Below are 18,223 nucleotides of genomic sequence, written 5' to 3'. Positions count from 1 at the left end.
CTTTTATTCCCCCATAAAAATTGTGCGCTTTTTTGCGGCGGATTCATAGGCTCTCAGCGCAATGCTGACGGTTTTTAAGTTGTCCTCGAAACAGGTGTCAGGCGTCAGACCCTGGTCTATACAGTGAAGAAAATGTGCCTGAAGCTTTGCGAAGCTTTGATTATAGTAATCAGCGGCTTCCATCTCTATCTGCCGGGAACTGCCGTCGAAAAAGGTGATCGTAAGAGATCCGCATTCTTCCGTGCGATGGGGAGCGATACCATCCGTTCCTCCGAAATAAATACTGCCTTTTTCACCCTGGATATAGGTGACACTGGTTTTCTGCTGGCCGCAGGAACACCAGACGTCTTCCAGGACTGCCGTGAGTCCGGGAAACACGACGGTGACGACAGCCAGGTCATCTCCTTTGACAAACGGACTGATACGTCCGACGGTGCCGGTGACAGCCTGCGGTTCGCCGAAAAGACTTCGGAACACATCAAAATAATGACAGCCCTGCTCTAAAAGCATCAGACGCTCAGCATGTTCATAAAATGGCTGATCTTCCGTGAGCGGAATACGGTTTTCTTTGCCGTAAGGTATGTCAAAACTGATGCGCTGCATGATATTGACATAGTAAGGAGACCCGATTACATCGTTTTTTAATTCCTTCTTTATCTGCTCGTACCATGGATGCCATCGGTAAGACTGGCAAACCATGGTACGGCAGCCGTATTTTTTACATTCACGTACCAGATATTCTCCATTCTCCATATTGTCTACAAAAGGTTTTTCGCACAGGATATTTGAAACTCTCGAACAGCAGTAACTGATCAGCGCGCGATGAGTGGAGACGGGGGTGGCGATATCTACGATATCCAGGTTTTCACGTTCCAGCATTTCTTTGTAGTCGGTATATTTGTTCTGTACACCAAATTCTTCCGCCCTTGCGTTCAGGCGGCCGGCCGACAGGTCGCAAAGCGCGGCGACTTCACATCCATTGGCTTTCCAGCCTCTGATATGTGCATATGAGATATAACCACATCCGATTACTCCAACTTTTAATGTCATAACGATTCCTCCTTAGATTTGATGCCGTCGGTAAATGTTTCAGACGGTATGTTTTCTTTTCGCAGTCCGCCTGCATTGATCCAGTCTTTAATGTAGCAGACAGAGTCGTCCAGGGTGTAGACCGGTGTAAAGTCCAGGATTTCCCGGGCCTTTTTCATGCTGAATTCTATTTTGTCTCCCTGCGCCATACTCCAGGGAAATCCACATCGGACTTCGATCCATGGGAAGTGCCTGTGGATAATTTCCTCAAATTCATACCCGGTTGTGGAATTTAGCGCACAGCAGTTAAAAATCTCCCCCTCTGCGTTTTTGCAGTGGCTGGCGTGAATGATCATTCTTGATACGTCACGAATATCGACATAATGACATTGTTCTTCAAAAGAAAAATGAGGGATCTGCACATACTCCGAAGTCGCCAGCTGTTCTGCGATCGTCCGCCATCCGCGTCCGCCGCCCCTGCCGTCCGGTCCGATGACTGCACAGAGACGCAGGCAGGTCACCGGTACGTGATATTCATGATAGTATACGGACGCCAGAAGCTCCTGCATCCGTTTTGTGGCCGCATACATATCTTTGGGGCGGCACGGATGCTCTTCATCTACAGGCATGTAATCGGGCGGACAAAAGGGGGTCGCCGGATACCATCCATACGCAGAGGTGCTGCTGACCAGAACCATGCGCTGTATCTTCATGGTTCGGGCCGTTTCCAGCATGTTCAGGGCGCCTGTGACGTTGACGTTCATCATTTCCGCGGGAATTCCGGTATCACCGGGGAGTGAAGCGATATGAAGAATATAATCAAATTCCAGCCCTGCGGTCACACCGGCAAGGGCGTCTGCGTCTGTGATATCGGCTTTCAGGAATCTGACGCCCGGCATGTCCGGTGAATGTCTTCCGAGTACGGTTATGTCCGCGCCCATGGCAGTAAGCTGCTTCAGCAATTCCTGCCCCACAAATCCGGTTGCACCTGTCATTAAATACCGTTCCATATGTATTCCTCCATAAATGTGGATAAACAGCAGTTACACTTAAAAGCATAACGCCGTCTTACCGTACAAAAAACAGAAAAACCTGCACGGCATCATTAATATTTTGCTTTGTGTCAGCAGAAAAAAGAGGGATTTTCAAAACAGAAAGTCTCTGAAAATGCGTTAATTTATGGTTAAAACCGGAGGGTATTTGAAATATTTTGAAAACCAATAAAAGAAACATGAAAATATATGTTTTCTAGAAAATAATTAATTGTACATGAAACAAATCTTTAATGGTTGATAAATAAATAAAAATCTAAAAATAAAAGGAAAATAATAGCAATATTACCATTGATATTGAAAAAATACTCTAAAAACAAAATATATAGGGAATTAAACAAGAATTATAGTGGATTTATGGAAATTAAATATGTAAACTGAATACATTGAAATGAAAGTTGTATAAAATGACGAAAAATAAGATGATTCATGGAGGATGTCGGACATGCAGAAAACGATGAAAGCGTTGGTAAAAGCCCGGAAAGGGTATGGGAATATGGAGGTTTGGGATGTTCCGGTTCCAAAGACAGGGGATGACGATGTTTTGATGCGTGTATGGGGATCTGGCATCTGCGGAACGGATGTACATATTTATCAGGATGACTACAGGGCATATGAAGAGGGACTGATCATCGGACATGAATTTTCTGCGGTAGTCGAAGCGGTCGGCAAAAATGTAAGGAGAGTAAAGCCCGGAGACCGGGTGGTGAGCTGCCTTGAGACGAGGGAGGGGACGATGGGAAATGACCACGTGAACGGGTGTCATGCAGAATACGTGGTGATGCCCGAAAATCAGGTTTTCAGGATACCGGATAATATTTCCATGAAGGAAGCCATTATGATAGAGATCGTTGCGGGTGTCATCTATCAGGGACTGACGGAGACGCTGGACATTCAGCCCGGGGACTTTGTGGTCATTCTGGGAAGCGGTCCGATCGGCCTGATGCTCCTGCAGGGAGTGAAGTTGAGATCCCCGGGGGCGACAGTGATCACGGGACTTAAAGACGACGGTGTCAGGGTGGAAATGGCAAAAAAAATCGGGCCGACATACTTCTTTTATAACGATGAGGAGGTGACCGGCAGGGTGATGGAACTGACGAACGGAATCGGAGCGGATGTGGTGATTGAATGTACAGGCTCGGAGGAAGGGATCAACCAGGCGATAGCCATGGTTAAGAAGAGCGGTCAGATCGGAAATTTTGCGGTATACAATCAGGAGAAAGTGAGTGTGAACCTCAGTGAGGTGACTTTAAAATGTCTGAACATCAAAGGGCTCTGGGGATTTCATGAGTACAGTGACCCGGATCTGCGGCCGTACGGGGGAGCTGTTTCCTACAGAAATGCCCTGAGGATCGCATCACTCGGAGCATTAAGTCTGGATGAAATGATCACCCATGAATTCCGTCTGGAGGAGTTTGAGAAAGCTTTTGAGGTCTGCCGGAACCGGGAGGGGATCAAGGTGATTTTCAGGCATGGGTGGACTTATGAGGGAGACAGCTGAGAGCGTCTGTGCTGACAGCTGTGAAAAATAGAAAGGAAGTGAGGGCCAGGTGACAGAAAAAGAATGCATTTTAACGATGGAGAACATCACGGTAGAATTTCCGGGGGTGTTGGCGCTGAACAAGGTTTCCTTTTCTGCGAACAGCGGGGAGGTGCATGTGCTGCTGGGAGAAAACGGCGCCGGTAAATCGACGATTATGAAGGTATTGGTCGGCGTGAACACGAATTATACCGGCCGTGTGGTACTGAAAGGGGAGGAGATCGTTTGCGCAGACATCGAGGAACAGCGGCGCAGGGGTGTGAGCATCGTGTTTCAGGAGATGAACCTGCTCGGCAACATCTCTGTTGCTGAAAACATCTTTCTCGGCCGCCAGCCGAGAAAAAGAGGAGGGACTGTTGACTGGAACAGGATGAACAAGGAGGCGAGGCGGCTGCTTGATTCCATCAACTCCACGATTTCAGAAAAGGCGGAAGTCTCCGCGCTCAGCGTGGGTGAGATGCAGATGGTCGAGATTGCAAAGGCTGTCTCATTCGACTCAGACATACTGATATTGGATGAACCCACCTCAGCCCTGACCAAAAGGGAGGTTGACAGCCTGTTTCGCCTGATCGGGGAACTGAAGAGCCGCGGGATGGCGATCATCTATATTTCACACAGGCTGGAGGAGATCATGCGCATCGGAGACCGGATCACGATCCTGCGCGACGGTGAGAATGTCACAACGCGGGAGATCAGGGATACCAGCATCGATGAGATCATCAAACTGATGGTAGGCCGTGACCTGCCGGAATATTATCCGAGAGTACAGGCCGAACCGGGAGAAAAATTTCTTGAAGTAAAGAATCTCTGTCAGGGCAGCCGGCTAAAACATATCTCCTTTTTCGCCAGAAGCGGGGAGATTACGGGAATGTACGGGTTGATGGGGGCCGGAAGGACGGAGCTGATGCGTGCCGTTTTTGGCGCCGATCCTTATGATTCCGGGGAGATCTATGTAAAGGGGAAGAAAGTACGTCTTGGGAACTGCAAGCGTGCGTGTGATGCAGGCATCGCATTTCTGACGGAGGACAGGAAGAGTCAGGGGTTAATTCAGTGGTTTGGTCTCAGGGACAATATTGCGCTGGTAAACCTCGATAAAACGATGAGCTGGTTTGGAATTGACTATAAAAAAGAAAAGCAGAATGCGAAGGAGCTGGCTGACAGTATGCATGTTAAAACACCGTCCATCGAACAGAAGGCGAAGAATCTTTCCGGAGGGAACCAGCAGAAAGTTGTCATCGCAAAGTGGCTGAACAAGAATGCGGATATTATTATTTTTGATGAGCCGACCAGGGGGATCGATGTGGGGGCGAAAGTTGAGATTTATAAGATTATGAATGAATTGAAAAGGCAGGGTAAGGCGATCATCATGGTATCTTCGGAGCTTACGGAGTGTATGGGCGTCAGCGACAGGCTGTATGTGATGTACGAGGGGGAGCTGACGGCGTGTCTTGACAACGTACCGGATCGTACCGATGAGGAAATTTTAAAGTATGCCAGCGGAAGATAGGAGTGAACATATGAAGAAAGCAGCATTTAATAAGAAATTTGACTGGAGCCGTCTGTCAACCCTGTTTGTTTTGATCGGAATGTGCGTGATACTGGCGTTCACATCGAAAGTATTTCTGACGGTTGGCAATGTCGTCAACGTACTGCAGCAGATCAGTATCAATGCTATCATTGCAATCGGTATGACATTCGTTATCATAACGGCGGGTATCGATCTGTCGGTGGGATCTGTGCTAGCACTGTCCTCCACGACGATGGGGGTCGTGTATGTGTCAACCGGAAGTGTGTTTCTGAGTATTCTTACCTGTCTGCTGGTCGGCATCATCTGCGGGATCATCAATGGGATTATTATCACCAAGGGCGGACTGCCTCCGTTTATCAGTACACTCGGCATGATGAATATGGCAAGAGGAATTGCGCTGACTCTGACAGCAGGAAAAACCATCAACGGTTTTAACGGAACATTCCGCTGGATCGGGACCAAAACCATCACCGGCGCGGGATTTCCCGTTCAGGTTATATTCATGCTGATCTTGATGGCGGCTGCATTTTACATACTCCGTTACCGGAAACTGGGCCGTTATATCTATGCGATTGGAGGCAATGAGGAGGTCACCAGGCTTACCGGGATCAATGTATATCGCTATAAAATCATTGCCTACGCGATAAGCGGACTGACGGCTGCGATCGCGGGCTATGTCCTGACGGCGAAACTGAATGCAGCCCAGCCGATATCCGGAGACGGATATGAACTGGATGCGATCGCTGCGTGCGTAATCGGAGGTGTCAGCCAGGAGGGAGGCGTCGGCTCTGTCTGGGGAACCCTCATCGGAGCCATTATCGTCGGGGTCATCAACAATGGGATGACGCTGCTGAACGTATCCTCGTATTTCCAGGAGTTTGTGATAGGGCTCGTGATCGTCATATCGGTTCTCATCGACGTTCAGAAAAACAGAAAAACAAGGTAACCGGCCGGGAAGGCTTAAATTTAAAAATCCAAAGAAAAGGAGAAATGAAAATGAAGAAAATGATTGCACTGTTACTTGCGCTGTTACTGGGATTTAGCTGCATGGCATGTTCGGCGGAGAAGGCTCCTGCGGGGGACGATGCTGCAAAGACAGACCAGCCCGAGGAAACTCCAAAGACAGAGGATGATAAGAATGCGGACGAACAGAAGAAAGCCGACGGCGGTGATTCCGGAGTGGATGCGGCATCCGGCGAAAAGCTGACAATTGGGTTTGCGACAAAGGGTATGTTCAGCCCATTCTTTGGCAAGATGGAAGTTGCGGCGAAAGAGTACTGTCAGGAGAAGGGGATAGAGCTGGTATTCCAGGCACCGGATGTTGAGACGAACGTGACACGCCAGATTGAGATTCTGGAGAACTTCATCGTTTCCGGTGTGGATGCGATCGTATTTGCACCGTGTGACGACATTATGCTGAATTCTACGATCAAAAAGGCAAACGATGCCGGGATTCCGGTGGTGCTGACGAATGATACGCTCAATGACGAGGACCTTGAGGCCCAGGGAGGCTCCTACTATTCTTATGTCGGAACGGCACAGTATGATGCCGGTAAACTGGGCGGAGAATGGCTGGCGAAAAAATTTCCGGAAGGCGGCCAGATCGCGACACTCGGACTGGTGGAAGGAGTTTCTGCCGGCGTCGACCGTGTCAACGGATTTATGGATCAGCTGCCGGACACCTTTGAGTATGTATCTCATCAGCCCGCAGATGCGGAGCGGTCCAAGGCCTATAACGTGACGCAGGATTTCCTCACGGCATATCCGGACCTGAAGTTCGTGTTTGCAGCGTGCGACGAGATGGCGCTCGGAGCGGTAGAGGCAATTGAGGAAGCAGGAAAGAGCGGCGAGATCATTGTCGTCGGACTCGATGGTAACGATGATGCGGTAGAGGCGGTAGAGGCAGGAAGATTATCGGCAACGATCGTTCAGGACCCGGCGGGAATGGCAACGACAGCGCTCGACACGGCGATTGCGGTTTTGAATGGCGAGGAAGTGGAAAAGACCATCTACACACCGTGTACAATGGCGATCAGTCCTGAGCTTGCGGATTAATTGAGAAATTACCGTGAGGCTTCTTAAAACAGGCATCACGATAAAAATTTAACATTATAATTAGGAGGAATGAATATGCCTGAAAATGTAAGAGCGATGGTTTTGAAGGAGCCTGGAAAGTACGAACTGCGCAGCTTTCCGTATCCAAAACCACAAAAGGGTGCAGCTGTTGTGAAGATGATCATGTCCGGTATCTGCGGGACAGACAAACACTCGTACAAGGGGGAGGACACCCAGTACGGAGGAACGAAGAATGAGGTTCACGTACCGTATCCGATTATCCAGGGGCATGAAAATGTGGGCATCATCGAAGAAATCGATGAAGAAGGAGCGAAAAACCTCGAGTTTAACGGTGAAATCTTAAAGGTCGGAGATAGAGTCACCTGGTCGCCCGATGTGATCTGCGGCAAATGCTATGAGTGCAGGTATGTATCCGGCTATTCCTGGTGCCAGCATATGCAGGGACTCTATGGGAACGGACTTTCCTGCGAAGCCTACCCGCATCTGTTTGGGGGATTTTCGGAATACTGCTATATTATGCCGGGGGCACACGTGTTCAAGGTACCGGAAGAGCTGTCTGATGAGTGTGCGATGCTGGCGGAGATTATGTCCTGCTCATGGAATGTCGACAAGGCAAAAGAATTCTATTCATTCAGCGGTGAGGGATTCCAGGTAAATGATACCGTCGTTGTCATCGGTGTTGGTCCCTTAGGCATGTCACACCTGATCAAGGCTCACATCCTGGGTGCAGGAAAACTCATTGCCATGGATACTTCGGACTGGAAACTTAATCTGGCGAAGGAATTCGGCGCCACGCATACATACAATGTGTCTGGAACGACGGTCGAAGAACGCGTGGAATTTATCGAGCAGATCACAAAGGGCAGAGGCGCCGATGTCGTGATCGAATGTGTGGGAAGGCCGCAGATGTTTGCTGACTGCCTGAAATACGTCCGCAAGGGCGGTATGGTACTGGAGCCCGGAAACTTTGTGGATGCGGGAGACATTTCCATCAGCCCGCACCTGATCTGTGCTAAAAACATCAGGATCATCGGACAGAGCAGCCTGGTGTACAATGCATTTACACCGGCGATGGATATGATGGTAAACTTTGCAGACAGGATTCCGTTTGAGCGGATGGTCAGCCATCACTACGGGCTGGAACAGACAGAGGAAGCGATCGTGAAATCTATGGCACCTGATTCTATGAAAGTAGTAGTATGCGGAAATAAATAATCATCTGTGTGAGAGCTGCCGAAGGCATGGCACCATATATTTTGGGCTGTGTCTTCGGCTGCTGCCAAAATGTTGGAGGGACGCAAATGATACATATCCCGATGAATCAATACGAAAAGTACCAGTATGATTTCAGATCCTATTCAATGTTTAAAAATGTTGAAGTGCCGAAGGTTGCATGGATATTTATCGCAGATCAGGAGCATGACTGGGAGCATACATTCCATATGTATGAAAATATTGGAGTGTTGTCTTTTATCCTGGAGGGAGAGAACCAGATCAAGATTGAAAATAAAAACTTCCGGGCCGGCAGGAATCATCTGACGGTGTTCAACCCTAAGATCGTGAGGGCCGAGCGGCAGAGCAAAATTCCCTTTTCGGAGGTGTCGATCGGTCTTACCGACATATGCCTGTCGCCGTTTGACAGGGATATTATATTGCCCACTCCGATCACACCGGTATTTAACTGTTTTGATTACAGCGAGATGCTGCGGAAGTGCTTTGAGCTGATCGGAGCGGAGGCGGTAAAGGGCGATTTTGAATCAGGCATGCGCTGTTTTGACACCATCATGTTTGTCCTGCGCGTGATCCTGAACTATATCTATCCCCTGAATCTGCAAAAGTACACCGATGAAAACAAGGCTGGAGAGAGCAGTGAGAACCTTGTGCCGTATATGGTAAAGGATTACATTGACCAGCACTATGCGGAAAATATAAGACTGGAGACGATTGCAGCCGATCTGTATTTCAGTACGCATTACATCTCTCATGAGTTTAAAAACTTCTTCGGGATGGCGCCCATACAGTATCTGATTTCCAGGAGAATCGGAGAGGCACATGCACTCCTGCTTCAGACGGATATGCCGGTCAGTGCCATTGCGAGGAAAGTAGGGTATACCAATATCAATAACTTTTATATTCAGTTTAAAAAGGCCAAGGGCATTTCGCCCAGTGAATTCCGGGTGTCCTCCAAAGGAGGCGCCGAAGCGGCCTATTAACTTGACGGAAAGAGAGGCAAATATGGAAAGAACAGTAAAAGCAGCGGTCCTTGAAGAACCGGGGAAAATGAATATACGAGAATTTCCTTATCCGAAGCTGGGAAAGGGCGCTGCCATAGGCAGAATGGTCATGGCGGGAATCTGCGGCACGGACAAACACAGCTACAAGGGTGAGAGTGTCCAGTATAAAGGGACCAAAAATGAAATTGATATTCCGTACCCGATTATTCAGGGACATGAGAATGTATTTGTCATCGAGGAGATTGACGAACTGGGTTCCAGAACCCTTGATTTTGACGGCAATATTTTAAAGCCGGGAGACAGAGTCACGATGTGCCCGGATGTTGTGTGCGGGACATGCTGGTACTGTAAAAATTTCCCCACATATCCATGGTGTGAACATATGCTGTTCAGCTACGGAAATATGCGTTCCTGTAACTACGGACAGCATTTGTACGGGGGATGCTCCGAATACATCTATATCGAACCGGGTACCCGGTTATACAAAGTGCCGGACGGACTGCCGGATAATATGGCGGTTCTCTCTGAGGTCATGTGTGTGACGTCGGCCCTTGACAAGGCTAAGGAATTTAACTCATTTTCGCTGGAAGGTTTCAACTACAATGATACGGTTGTGATCCAGGGCGTAGGCCCAATCGGTCTGGCACATGTTATCAAGGCGCGGATGATGGGGGCGGGTAAGATTATTGTCACGGATATCTCCGATTATAAACTAAACCTCGCAAAAGAATTTGGTGCAGACATCGGGTTGAACGTGGAGCAAACGACAGAGGAGGAGCGCGTCGATATTGTAATGCAGGAGACGCATGGCAGAGGCGCTGATATCGGCGTTGAATGTGTGGGGAATCCGTATGTGGTAAATGAGGGACTGAGAATGCTGCGCAAGGCAGCCATGTATCTGGAAGTGGGGAATTTCGTGGACTGCGGTTCTGTGCCCGTCAACATTCATGAAATCTGTTCTAAGAATTTAAGGATCGTCGGCATGTGTAACCACAATCATGTCGCCTACAAGGCACACATGGAGATGATGGAACGCACGATGGAGCTGTTCCCGTGGGCCAGATTTGTGAGTCATCAGTTTCCGGTTGAGAAGGCGGAAGAGGCAGTGTTGACGAGCATGTCGAAAGACAGTATGAAGGTTGTGATAAGGTTTTAAAAATGTGTTGTACATGTTATAATGGGGCAAAATGACAGGAGGAATGTGTGAAAATGAAATTATGCATTGCTGCAGCTCTGTGCAAAGTCTGAAGTGGGCATTTTGCATAGAGTGATCCGATAAATTTCGCCCATAAGACTTTGCTGTTTCCTGCTGATTTAATGAAACAAAGGAGCAAAGTCAAAATGAAAAATTTTAAATCTACATTTCATGAACTGAAAAGTTTTCTGCTGCTATGGTCAACGCAGTCATTATCAACTCTGGGAAGCTCAATGACGAATTTCGCACTGGTCATCTGGTCTTATCAGGATAAGGGGTCGGCGCTTACGACCGCTCTGCTGTCCGTCTGCTCTTATGCGCCCTATGTGCTGATGAGTATTTTTGCAGGCGCTTTCAGTGACCGCTGGAACAAAAAAGTCATCATGCTGGCAAGCGATACTTTTGCAGCAGGATGTACAGTGGCAGTACTGGTACTGCTGCAGACCGGCAATCTGGAAATCTGGCATTTATACGTTCTGAATGCGTTGAATGGTCTGATGAATACTTTCCAGCAGCCGGCAGCTGATGTGACAGTCAGCCTGCTGACGCCTAAGAAGCACTATCAGAAGGTAAGCGGAATGCGGACGTTTTCCAGTTCGCTGACCAGCATTTTAACTCCGGTCATTGCAACCGGGCTGCTGGCATTTACGAATATTCAGACGGTGATCGCGGTTGATTTGACCACTTTTGGCCTGGCCTTCGGTACACTGCTGTTTGGAATAAAGGTTCCGGATATGAAACCTGCGGAAGAGGGAAAAGAGAAGGTGCTGCAGGCGGCAAAGTCCGGACTGCGGTATTTAAAACATAACCGGGGTATTCTGGATCTGATTCTATTTCTGGCGGCGATCAACCTCACTGCCTCCATGTATAACGCGGCGCTTCCTGCGATGCTGTTATCGGTAGATGGAGGAGGTGAAAATGCCTATGGCATGGTAAATATGGTCTCAGGTCTTGCCATGTTGGCAGGGAGTATTGTGGCAACAATACTTCCGATACCTAAGAGCCGCGTCAGAGTCATCTGCAATACACTGCTGCTGGCTATGAGCACAGAGAATTTTTTTCTGTCTTTCGGCAAGAGTCTTCCCGTCTGGTGTGTGGGTGCTGTCCTTGGGTGGATCAGTATTCCGGTAATGAATGCCAATATGGATGTGCTGTTCCGAAACTACATTCCATTGACGATGCAGGGAAGGGTGTATGCGGCAAGGAACACGTTTCAGTTTTTTTCAATTCCTGTGGGATATGCTCTGGGCGGTTTTTTAGTAGACCGGGTATTTGAGCCGTTTATGATAGGACAACCGGCGGATTCATTTTGGGCAGAGGCGTTTGGCCGGGGAAAGGGAGCCGGTGCGGCGATGCTGTTTTTTGCGCTTGGAGTCCTCGGCGTGGTAACGTGTCTTGTATTCAGAAGGGATCCTCATATCTGGAAACTGGAACAAAAAAAGAGAGATTAATTGATATAAAACCCTGTGAAGGATTTTCGCCTTCATGGGGTTTGCTGATTTTACAGAAAAACATTGCCGCCATCGGTTTTTCTTGACTCTGCGACAGAAATGCCGCATAATAAAAGAGACACATATGTCGCAAAAGGAGGAGGCATGGGAAACAAGGGACTTAAAACGAAAGAAGTGATCAGACAACAGGCGTATCGGCTATTTGCAGAGAAGGGATTTTCTGCGATTTCGATGAAGGACCTCTGCGACGCGTGCGGCCTGAGCAGGGGAGGGTTATACCGGCATTACGGCAGCACGCAGCAGGTATTCGAGGATATTTTGGAGGAGACTTTAAAGGCGGATGAGGGAATGGTGCAGGAGTCCATGAAAGAAGGGATATCTGCGGGAGAAATACTGGAAGGTCTGCTGGAACGTATGAGGCAGGAGATGCTGGATGAGAAGCATTCACTGAGTTATGCGCTCTATGAGTATTCCGTTAAATGTGACAACCGTTTTATGACCGAACAAAACCGCAGGGCAAAGCAGAGATGGCAAAAACTTATCGAATACGGAATCCAAAGAGGTGAGTTTGCCCCTGTGAATGTGGAACAGATCACAGATATGATTCTTTATGCGTATCAGGGCGTCCGTATGTGGAGCCGGATGGTAAGGCTGGAGGAAAAGACAGCACAAAATATTGTAGATAAGATCAGAACAGATCTGGAAGGGAAAGGTTTATGAATTTTGAACTGCGAAAATGGAAACTGGAATACATCGCCGATGTGGCGCGGTATGCGGACAATGAGAAAATTGCGGCTAATCTTCGAAATGTATTTCCGTATCCCTATACACGGCAGGACGCAGAGAATTATGTGCGTTCCTGTGCGGAAAATACTGAAGAGAGGCAGCTGTGCCGGGCGATCGTGGCAGAGGGCCACACAATTGGAAGTATAGGGATCTTCTGCGGCAGCGATGTGTATGAGAAAAGCGCAGAACTGGGATACTGGCTGGCGGAAGATTTCTGGGGTAAAGGGATCATGACTGAGGCGGTAAGGAGAATCTGCCGGGAAGCGTTTGCTGCATTTGACATTGTGCGGATTTATGCCGAGCCTTTTGCACACAATGCCGGTTCTCGGGGAGTGCTTGAGAAGGCAGGATTCACGCTGGAAGGGATTATGAGAAAGGGTGTGTTTAAAAATGGAGAGCTGTGTGATTATTGCATGTATTCACTGCTAAAAGGAGAATGCTGAGAGAATTTTAAAGTGGTGTTAAACAGCAAATTGCGGTATAATCATTACAGGCACCGTAAGCCTGTGAGCTGTGCGCAGCCAGCAGGAAAAACGGTCAGGCAAAGATAAAAACACAACGTATGGTGTTACCATACAGACCCGGTAGGTAGTCCGGGCGTAAACAGATTCTCACGGATGCTGTTTATAAGTAACCTTCCTCCTTAGGTCGTCCATTCTTTGTCCGTTATGAAAACATTTAAGGAGGAATCATTATGGACAGAGTATCGGTAACAGTCAGTGTGTTTTTTGAGGAACCATTCTGGATAGGAATCGTTGAACGGACCACGGATGGTAAGTTGACTGTCTGCAAGGTAACATTCGGAGCAGAACCCAGAGACTACGATGTGAACAGGTTTTTGCAGGAAAACTACTACAGGCTGCGATTCAGTCCGGCTGTGGAAAATGCTGTAAAGGATTTTCACGTAAACCCGAAGCGGATGCAGCGTAAGGTTCGGAAACAATTGAAGGATGTTGGGATGGGAACGAAATCCCAGCAGGCGCTGAAATTGCAGCGGGAGCAGTCCAGAACGGAAAGAAAAGTATCTGGAAGAGAGCGAAAAGAAGCCGAACAGCTTCGTAAGTTTGCGTTAAAACAGCAAAAGAAGAAAGAGAAGCACAGGGGCAGATGAACTGCCCCCTTTTTCTTGCGCATGATTTATTAACGATTCATCAGAAAACGGAATGTAATGTCAGGAGCATGGATATTGTGAACGAGAACGAGTATCATCCAATTTTATATTTATATGAACATCAATATGCACCACAGGATATTGTGTTGTGGAAAAATGATGAGGATTTGCAGGCAGCTGATTTGCCGCATATGGAAACATCAGTTAAAAGAAACATGCCTCAGAGAGTATGTGTGGGAATCGGGACGTATAAGACCGTCAGGGATGGAGAGATATATCTGTGTGTATTGCTGGATCCGGTGACGAAAAAGCTGGAGGCCTATTCCATTGGCGTCTACCGATCAGGGGAACTGGTCGGAAAAGCACTTCAAAATTTGTTTCAGTCTCATGAACAGTCGGAACAACCGGTGATCATTCGAAGCAGCAAGAACCCATTATACCGCACTGAAGTATATAAGAAGATTCTGTTGAAATATCCCGTGATACCGGAGATGACAGAAAAGGGGACGAGAGGGGGCGTCGCGGTAGTGAGTACATTTTTTTCTCAATTGATGCGCAAAAAGGGAGGATATGTGTTTCAGACGTGGCAGGAGGCGGTGGATTGGTTGATGGGGTGTGTGGAGGCAGGTGATTTAGGGAGTTGATTGCATGAATACATTGTGAGCCTATTATGTTATTATAGCCGTGACTCAAAGTGGAAATATTTTAATATTATTTTGCTAGTTAAGGATATATTTTCGTTAGAGAAAGAATAGATTAAGGCGTTCAAAGTTTTGTGTAAACTGATATAAGATAGGTAAAAGATACGTTAGGGCAGATCCGGATTTTGGTTTCTGCCCTTATTTGTATTATATAGCCAATTTCAGGCATGGGAGAATCCTAAGAAGTTGCTAATTTCGATTCACGCTTCCGCAAAGGAGCGACGACTGCCGAATGGGAAAACAAACTGCTTCTGATAATTTCAATCCACGCTCCCGCAAAGGAGCGACGATTCATATAATTATCATAAGCGGTCTTATTATAATTTCAATCCACGCTCCCGCAAAGGAGCGACCACAATTTCATATCTTCGGTATAACGTTCCATATATTTCAATCCACGCTCCCGCAAAGGAGCGACATAATCCCGGATATGGCAAGTCCAACAGCTAAAGATTTCAATCCACGCTCCCGCAAAGGAGCGACATAATCCCGGATATGGCAAGTCCAACAGCTAAAGATTTCAATCCACGCTCCCGCAAAGGAGCGACCGCTTCATTATCAAAAACAGGCATGTTAGTAGAATTTCAATCCACGCTCCCGCAAAGGAGCGACATCTGTTCTGCAGCAAAAGTGAATGACATAAACCTATTTCAATCCACGCTCCCGCAAAGGAGCGACTGCACTAAGCATGTTTATGGGATATATGACAAGAATTTCAATCCACGCTCCCGCAAAGGAGCGACTCATGGATTTTCCTTTATAGGCAGATACTACTTTATTTCAATCCACGCTCCCGCAAAGGAGCGACGGAAGTTTTTTCAGTTCTTTTAATTTTTCTCCAAATTTCAATCCACGCTCCCGCAAAGGAGCGACCGAGTGATGTAATAGAAATCAACACAGCACAAGGATTTCAATCCACGCTCCCGCAAAGGAGCGACAGCAATTTTACACAAAAATTCCGGTTAAGTTTATTACTTTTTAACATGTTCTTTAGTAATAGCTTTAAATTTAATCACAAAATTAATTAAGTATCAGATTTTATACTTGTTTTTCGACATTATTGTGGTGCGAATCAACCGGGTAATTTATGTTTGCTTCATATTCGCACTAAACTGTTTTTATACTTAATGATATACTAATAGATGATTTAAAAAGTGTTAGCTCTTATTATATTAGTAACAGAGCTGAGAATCTATCCAGTTGTGTAAGATTAATTTTAATTACAAATTTTATACTAATATTATATCATAAATTTATTAGAAAAAGAGAATTTTTTGGAATTATTTGCCAAAATGTGCTATAATTAGTTAATAAAAAGTGTGCAAATTTACATGCAATTCGAAATTTAGGGGAGAAAATATTGAAGTGATGTATTTAGCCCATATCAGTGAAGATGGATCCAGAGAACAAACGTTAAAAGATCATTTAGAAGAGACTGCAAAATTGGCGGGAGATTTTGCGTCAGTTTTCGAATGTAAAGAATGGGGAGAAGGATGCGGACTGTTTCACGATGTAGGAAAATATTCGGACAGTTTTCAAAAGCGGCTGCACGGCGGTCCAATCACAGACCATGCCACTGCAGGTGCCGTGGAGCTAAATGAAAAAGCGCATAATTTGATAGGAGCGTACTGTATCTCAGGGCATCATTCTGGTCTTTTAGACGGTGGAACAGTTGGTGATGCAGGAGGTGAAGCGACTCTTTGCGGAAGACTACGAAAAAAAGTTGATGCATACCAAATATACAGTGAGGAGATTTCTATGCCGTCCTTTCCCGCGATATCGTTGCGTCCGTTGGGGAAGGGCGGTTTTAGTATGTCTTTTTTTATTCGAATGTTGTTTTCATGTGTGGTAGATGCTGATTTTTTGAATACAGAGGAATTTATGAAAGGGGAATCCCGTTGTATTCAGTACGATGCTATTGATATTTTGTTTGAAAGATTACAAAAATACATAGCTCCATGGCTTAATAATGCAGATAAGGAAACTGTAAATGGAAGGCGGACGGATATTTTAAAAGCATGCCTGGAAATGGGAGCAGAAAAGCAGGGACTTTTTCAGCTGACGGTACCAACAGGCGGAGGAAAAACAGTATCTTCTTTGGCATTTGCATTGCGGCACGCGATGGAACATCATTTGGACCGTATTATTTATGTCATTCCGTTTACCAGCATTATTGAACAGAATGCACAGGTATTTAAAAAAATCTTAGGAAGAGAAAATGTATTGGAGCATCACAGCAACGTGGTTTGTGAGAGTTCGGAGGAATTGCAGTTATGGCAGCTGGCAACGGAAAATTGGGACAGCCCTGTGGTGGTAACAACCAATGTACAGTTTTTTGAATCCCTGTTTGCCAATCGCACATCGCAATGCCGGAAACTGCACAATATTGCAAACAGCGTAATTATATTTGATGAGGCACAGATGCTTCCGGTACCGTATTTAAAACCATGTCTGCAGGCAATTAGTGAATTATTGTACAACTATCACAGCAGCGCTGTGATCTGCACAGCGACTCAGCCAAGTTTGCAGACGTTTTTTCCGGCACAGCTTCCGATACGCGAGATATGTCCGGACGTAAAAGGGCAGTATGAGTTCTTTCGCCGCACTACGATTCAAAATGTCGGAGAGCTATCAGAGGAGGAATTAACCAGACAACTGCGAGAGTTTACACAGGTGCTTTGTATTTTAAACAGCAGGAAGCGGGTACAACGGATTTATGAGATCATAAAAGAGCCGGGGACGTATCATCTATCCACGTTTATGTATCCCAACCATAGGAAAGAAATTTTAAGGGAAATAAAAGAAGGGCTTAGGGATGGATTACCATGCCGTCTGGTCGCCACCAGTCTGGTGGAGGCAGGGGTGGATTTTGATTTCCCGATGGTATATCGGGAAATGGCCGGCGTGGATTCTGTGATACAGGCGGCTGGTCGGTGTAACAGGGAGGGCAAAAAAGAGAGAGACAAATGCAGGACCATGGTGTTTACTATGGAAAAAAGTGAAGATATTCATATTCCCAATGAGTTGAAACTGCCCATTGCTGTGGGTAATGAGATAGCCGGGGCGTATGAGGATATTGCTTCGCTGGAAGCTATTTCTGAATATTTCAGAAGGTTGTATTATTATAAAGGTGAGTCTTTGGATCAGAAAAAAATTATCGATCAGTTTGAGCAGGGGGCACGCTCCTGTATGTATCCCTTCGCTACCGTTGCAAAAAGTTTTCATTTAATTGAAAAGAAAACAAAGACTATTTTAATTGATGTCGAGCCGGAAGCGGAAAAAATTGCGGAACGTATCCGATGGGGGGAACGCTCCAGGCAGCTGATGCGGGATGCGGGGCAATATTGTGTCAACATATATGAACAGGATTTTCAATCTTTAAATGGTGCTGGACTGCTGGAACAGATAGAAGAAAAAGAATCATTAGAACTATATGTGCTGAGAGATCGGGGGATGTATACTTGGGAAAAGGGTTTGACCATCAATGTAAGCCGGGGTGAGGCAGTGATATTTTAACCTC

General features: G+C 46.6%; 15 protein-coding genes and 1 CRISPR repeat array. Of the genes, 13 read left to right on the top strand and 2 right to left on the bottom strand.

The features are described from left to right. Positions 1-3: 3 nt before the first annotated feature. Positions 4-1,050: a Gfo/Idh/MocA family protein gene (locus tag NQ502_RS06970; protein WP_028530212.1), complete on the bottom strand. Its 1,047-nt coding sequence runs from the start codon at positions 1,048-1,050 to the stop codon at positions 4-6. Beyond that, the gene (locus NQ502_RS06965; protein WP_028530213.1) at positions 1,047-2,039 is read right to left on the bottom strand and encodes an NAD-dependent epimerase/dehydratase family protein; all 993 of its coding nucleotides are present in this window, start codon (positions 2,037-2,039) and stop codon (positions 1,047-1,049) included. The genes NQ502_RS06970 and NQ502_RS06965 overlap by 4 nt, the downstream gene beginning before the upstream one ends. A 487-nt stretch (positions 2,040-2,526) precedes the next feature. Here NQ502_RS06965 and NQ502_RS06960 point away from each other — a divergent pair, with 487 nt between their 5' ends. The 13 genes from NQ502_RS06960 (at position 2,527) to cas3 (ending at position 18,219) form a co-directional block, all read left to right on the top strand. Then, positions 2,527-3,582 (top strand): zinc-dependent alcohol dehydrogenase, encoded by a 1,056-nt coding sequence (locus NQ502_RS06960; RefSeq protein WP_028530214.1) that lies wholly within the window; start codon positions 2,527-2,529, stop codon positions 3,580-3,582. 49 nt (positions 3,583-3,631) lie between these two features. Further along, entirely contained in the window at positions 3,632-5,128 is a 1,497-nt protein-coding gene (locus NQ502_RS06955; protein ID WP_207637669.1) for a sugar ABC transporter ATP-binding protein, read from the top strand. Between the two features lie 10 nt (positions 5,129-5,138). Continuing rightward, the gene (locus NQ502_RS06950) at positions 5,139-6,095 is read left to right on the top strand and encodes an ABC transporter permease (RefSeq protein WP_028530216.1); all 957 of its coding nucleotides are present in this window, start codon (positions 5,139-5,141) and stop codon (positions 6,093-6,095) included. Positions 6,096-6,145: 50 nt separating this feature from the next. Next, positions 6,146-7,204 (top strand): sugar ABC transporter substrate-binding protein, encoded by a 1,059-nt coding sequence (locus NQ502_RS06945; RefSeq protein WP_028530217.1) that lies wholly within the window; start codon positions 6,146-6,148, stop codon positions 7,202-7,204. A gap of 75 nt (positions 7,205-7,279) precedes the next feature. After that, positions 7,280-8,440, top strand: coding sequence for a zinc-dependent alcohol dehydrogenase (locus NQ502_RS06940; protein WP_028530218.1), 1,161 nt, complete (start codon positions 7,280-7,282; stop codon positions 8,438-8,440). 86 nt (positions 8,441-8,526) lie between these two features. Next, the gene (locus NQ502_RS06935) at positions 8,527-9,438 is read left to right on the top strand and encodes a helix-turn-helix transcriptional regulator (RefSeq protein ID WP_028530219.1); all 912 of its coding nucleotides are present in this window, start codon (positions 8,527-8,529) and stop codon (positions 9,436-9,438) included. 22 nt (positions 9,439-9,460) lie between these two features. Further along, a complete protein-coding gene (locus NQ502_RS06930) occupies positions 9,461-10,615 on the top strand; it encodes a zinc-binding dehydrogenase (RefSeq protein ID WP_148511987.1) in 1,155 nt (384 codons plus the stop codon). A gap of 185 nt (positions 10,616-10,800) precedes the next feature. Further along, positions 10,801-12,105, top strand: a complete 1,305-nt coding sequence (locus NQ502_RS06925; RefSeq protein WP_028530221.1) for an MFS transporter — start codon at positions 10,801-10,803, stop codon at positions 12,103-12,105. 144 nt (positions 12,106-12,249) lie between these two features. Then, positions 12,250-12,825 carry a TetR/AcrR family transcriptional regulator gene (locus NQ502_RS06920; RefSeq protein WP_028530222.1) on the top strand — a complete coding sequence of 192 codons (576 nt, stop codon included), beginning with the start codon at positions 12,250-12,252 and terminating at the stop codon, positions 12,823-12,825. Continuing rightward, positions 12,822-13,334: a GNAT family N-acetyltransferase gene (locus NQ502_RS06915; protein WP_028530223.1), complete on the top strand. Its 513-nt coding sequence runs from the start codon at positions 12,822-12,824 to the stop codon at positions 13,332-13,334. The genes NQ502_RS06920 and NQ502_RS06915 overlap by 4 nt, the downstream gene beginning before the upstream one ends. 251 nt (positions 13,335-13,585) lie before the next feature. Then, positions 13,586-14,002, top strand: a complete 417-nt coding sequence (locus NQ502_RS06910) for a YjdF family protein (protein WP_028530224.1) — start codon at positions 13,586-13,588, stop codon at positions 14,000-14,002. Between the two features lie 77 nt (positions 14,003-14,079). Further along, positions 14,080-14,646: a hypothetical protein gene (locus NQ502_RS06905; RefSeq protein WP_148511989.1), complete on the top strand. Its 567-nt coding sequence runs from the start codon at positions 14,080-14,082 to the stop codon at positions 14,644-14,646. A 249-nt stretch (positions 14,647-14,895) separates the two neighbouring features. Then, a CRISPR array of direct repeats spans positions 14,896-15,641; the repeat unit is 31 nt; unit sequence ATTTCAATCCACGCTCCCGCAAAGGAGCGAC. 430 nt (positions 15,642-16,071) lie between these two features. After that, on the top strand, positions 16,072-18,219 hold the full coding sequence (gene cas3, locus NQ502_RS06900) for a CRISPR-associated helicase Cas3' (protein ID WP_341349447.1): 2,148 nt from the start codon (positions 16,072-16,074) through the stop codon (positions 18,217-18,219). The last annotated feature ends 4 nt before the right edge of the window (positions 18,220-18,223 follow it).

Origin of the sequence: Ruminococcus gauvreauii, from assembly GCF_025151995.1 — a bacterium.
GTDB classification, from domain to species: Bacteria; Bacillota; Clostridia; order Lachnospirales; family Lachnospiraceae; genus Ruminococcus_G; species Ruminococcus_G gauvreauii.
This window is presented reverse-complemented; position numbering and strand designations above follow the sequence as displayed.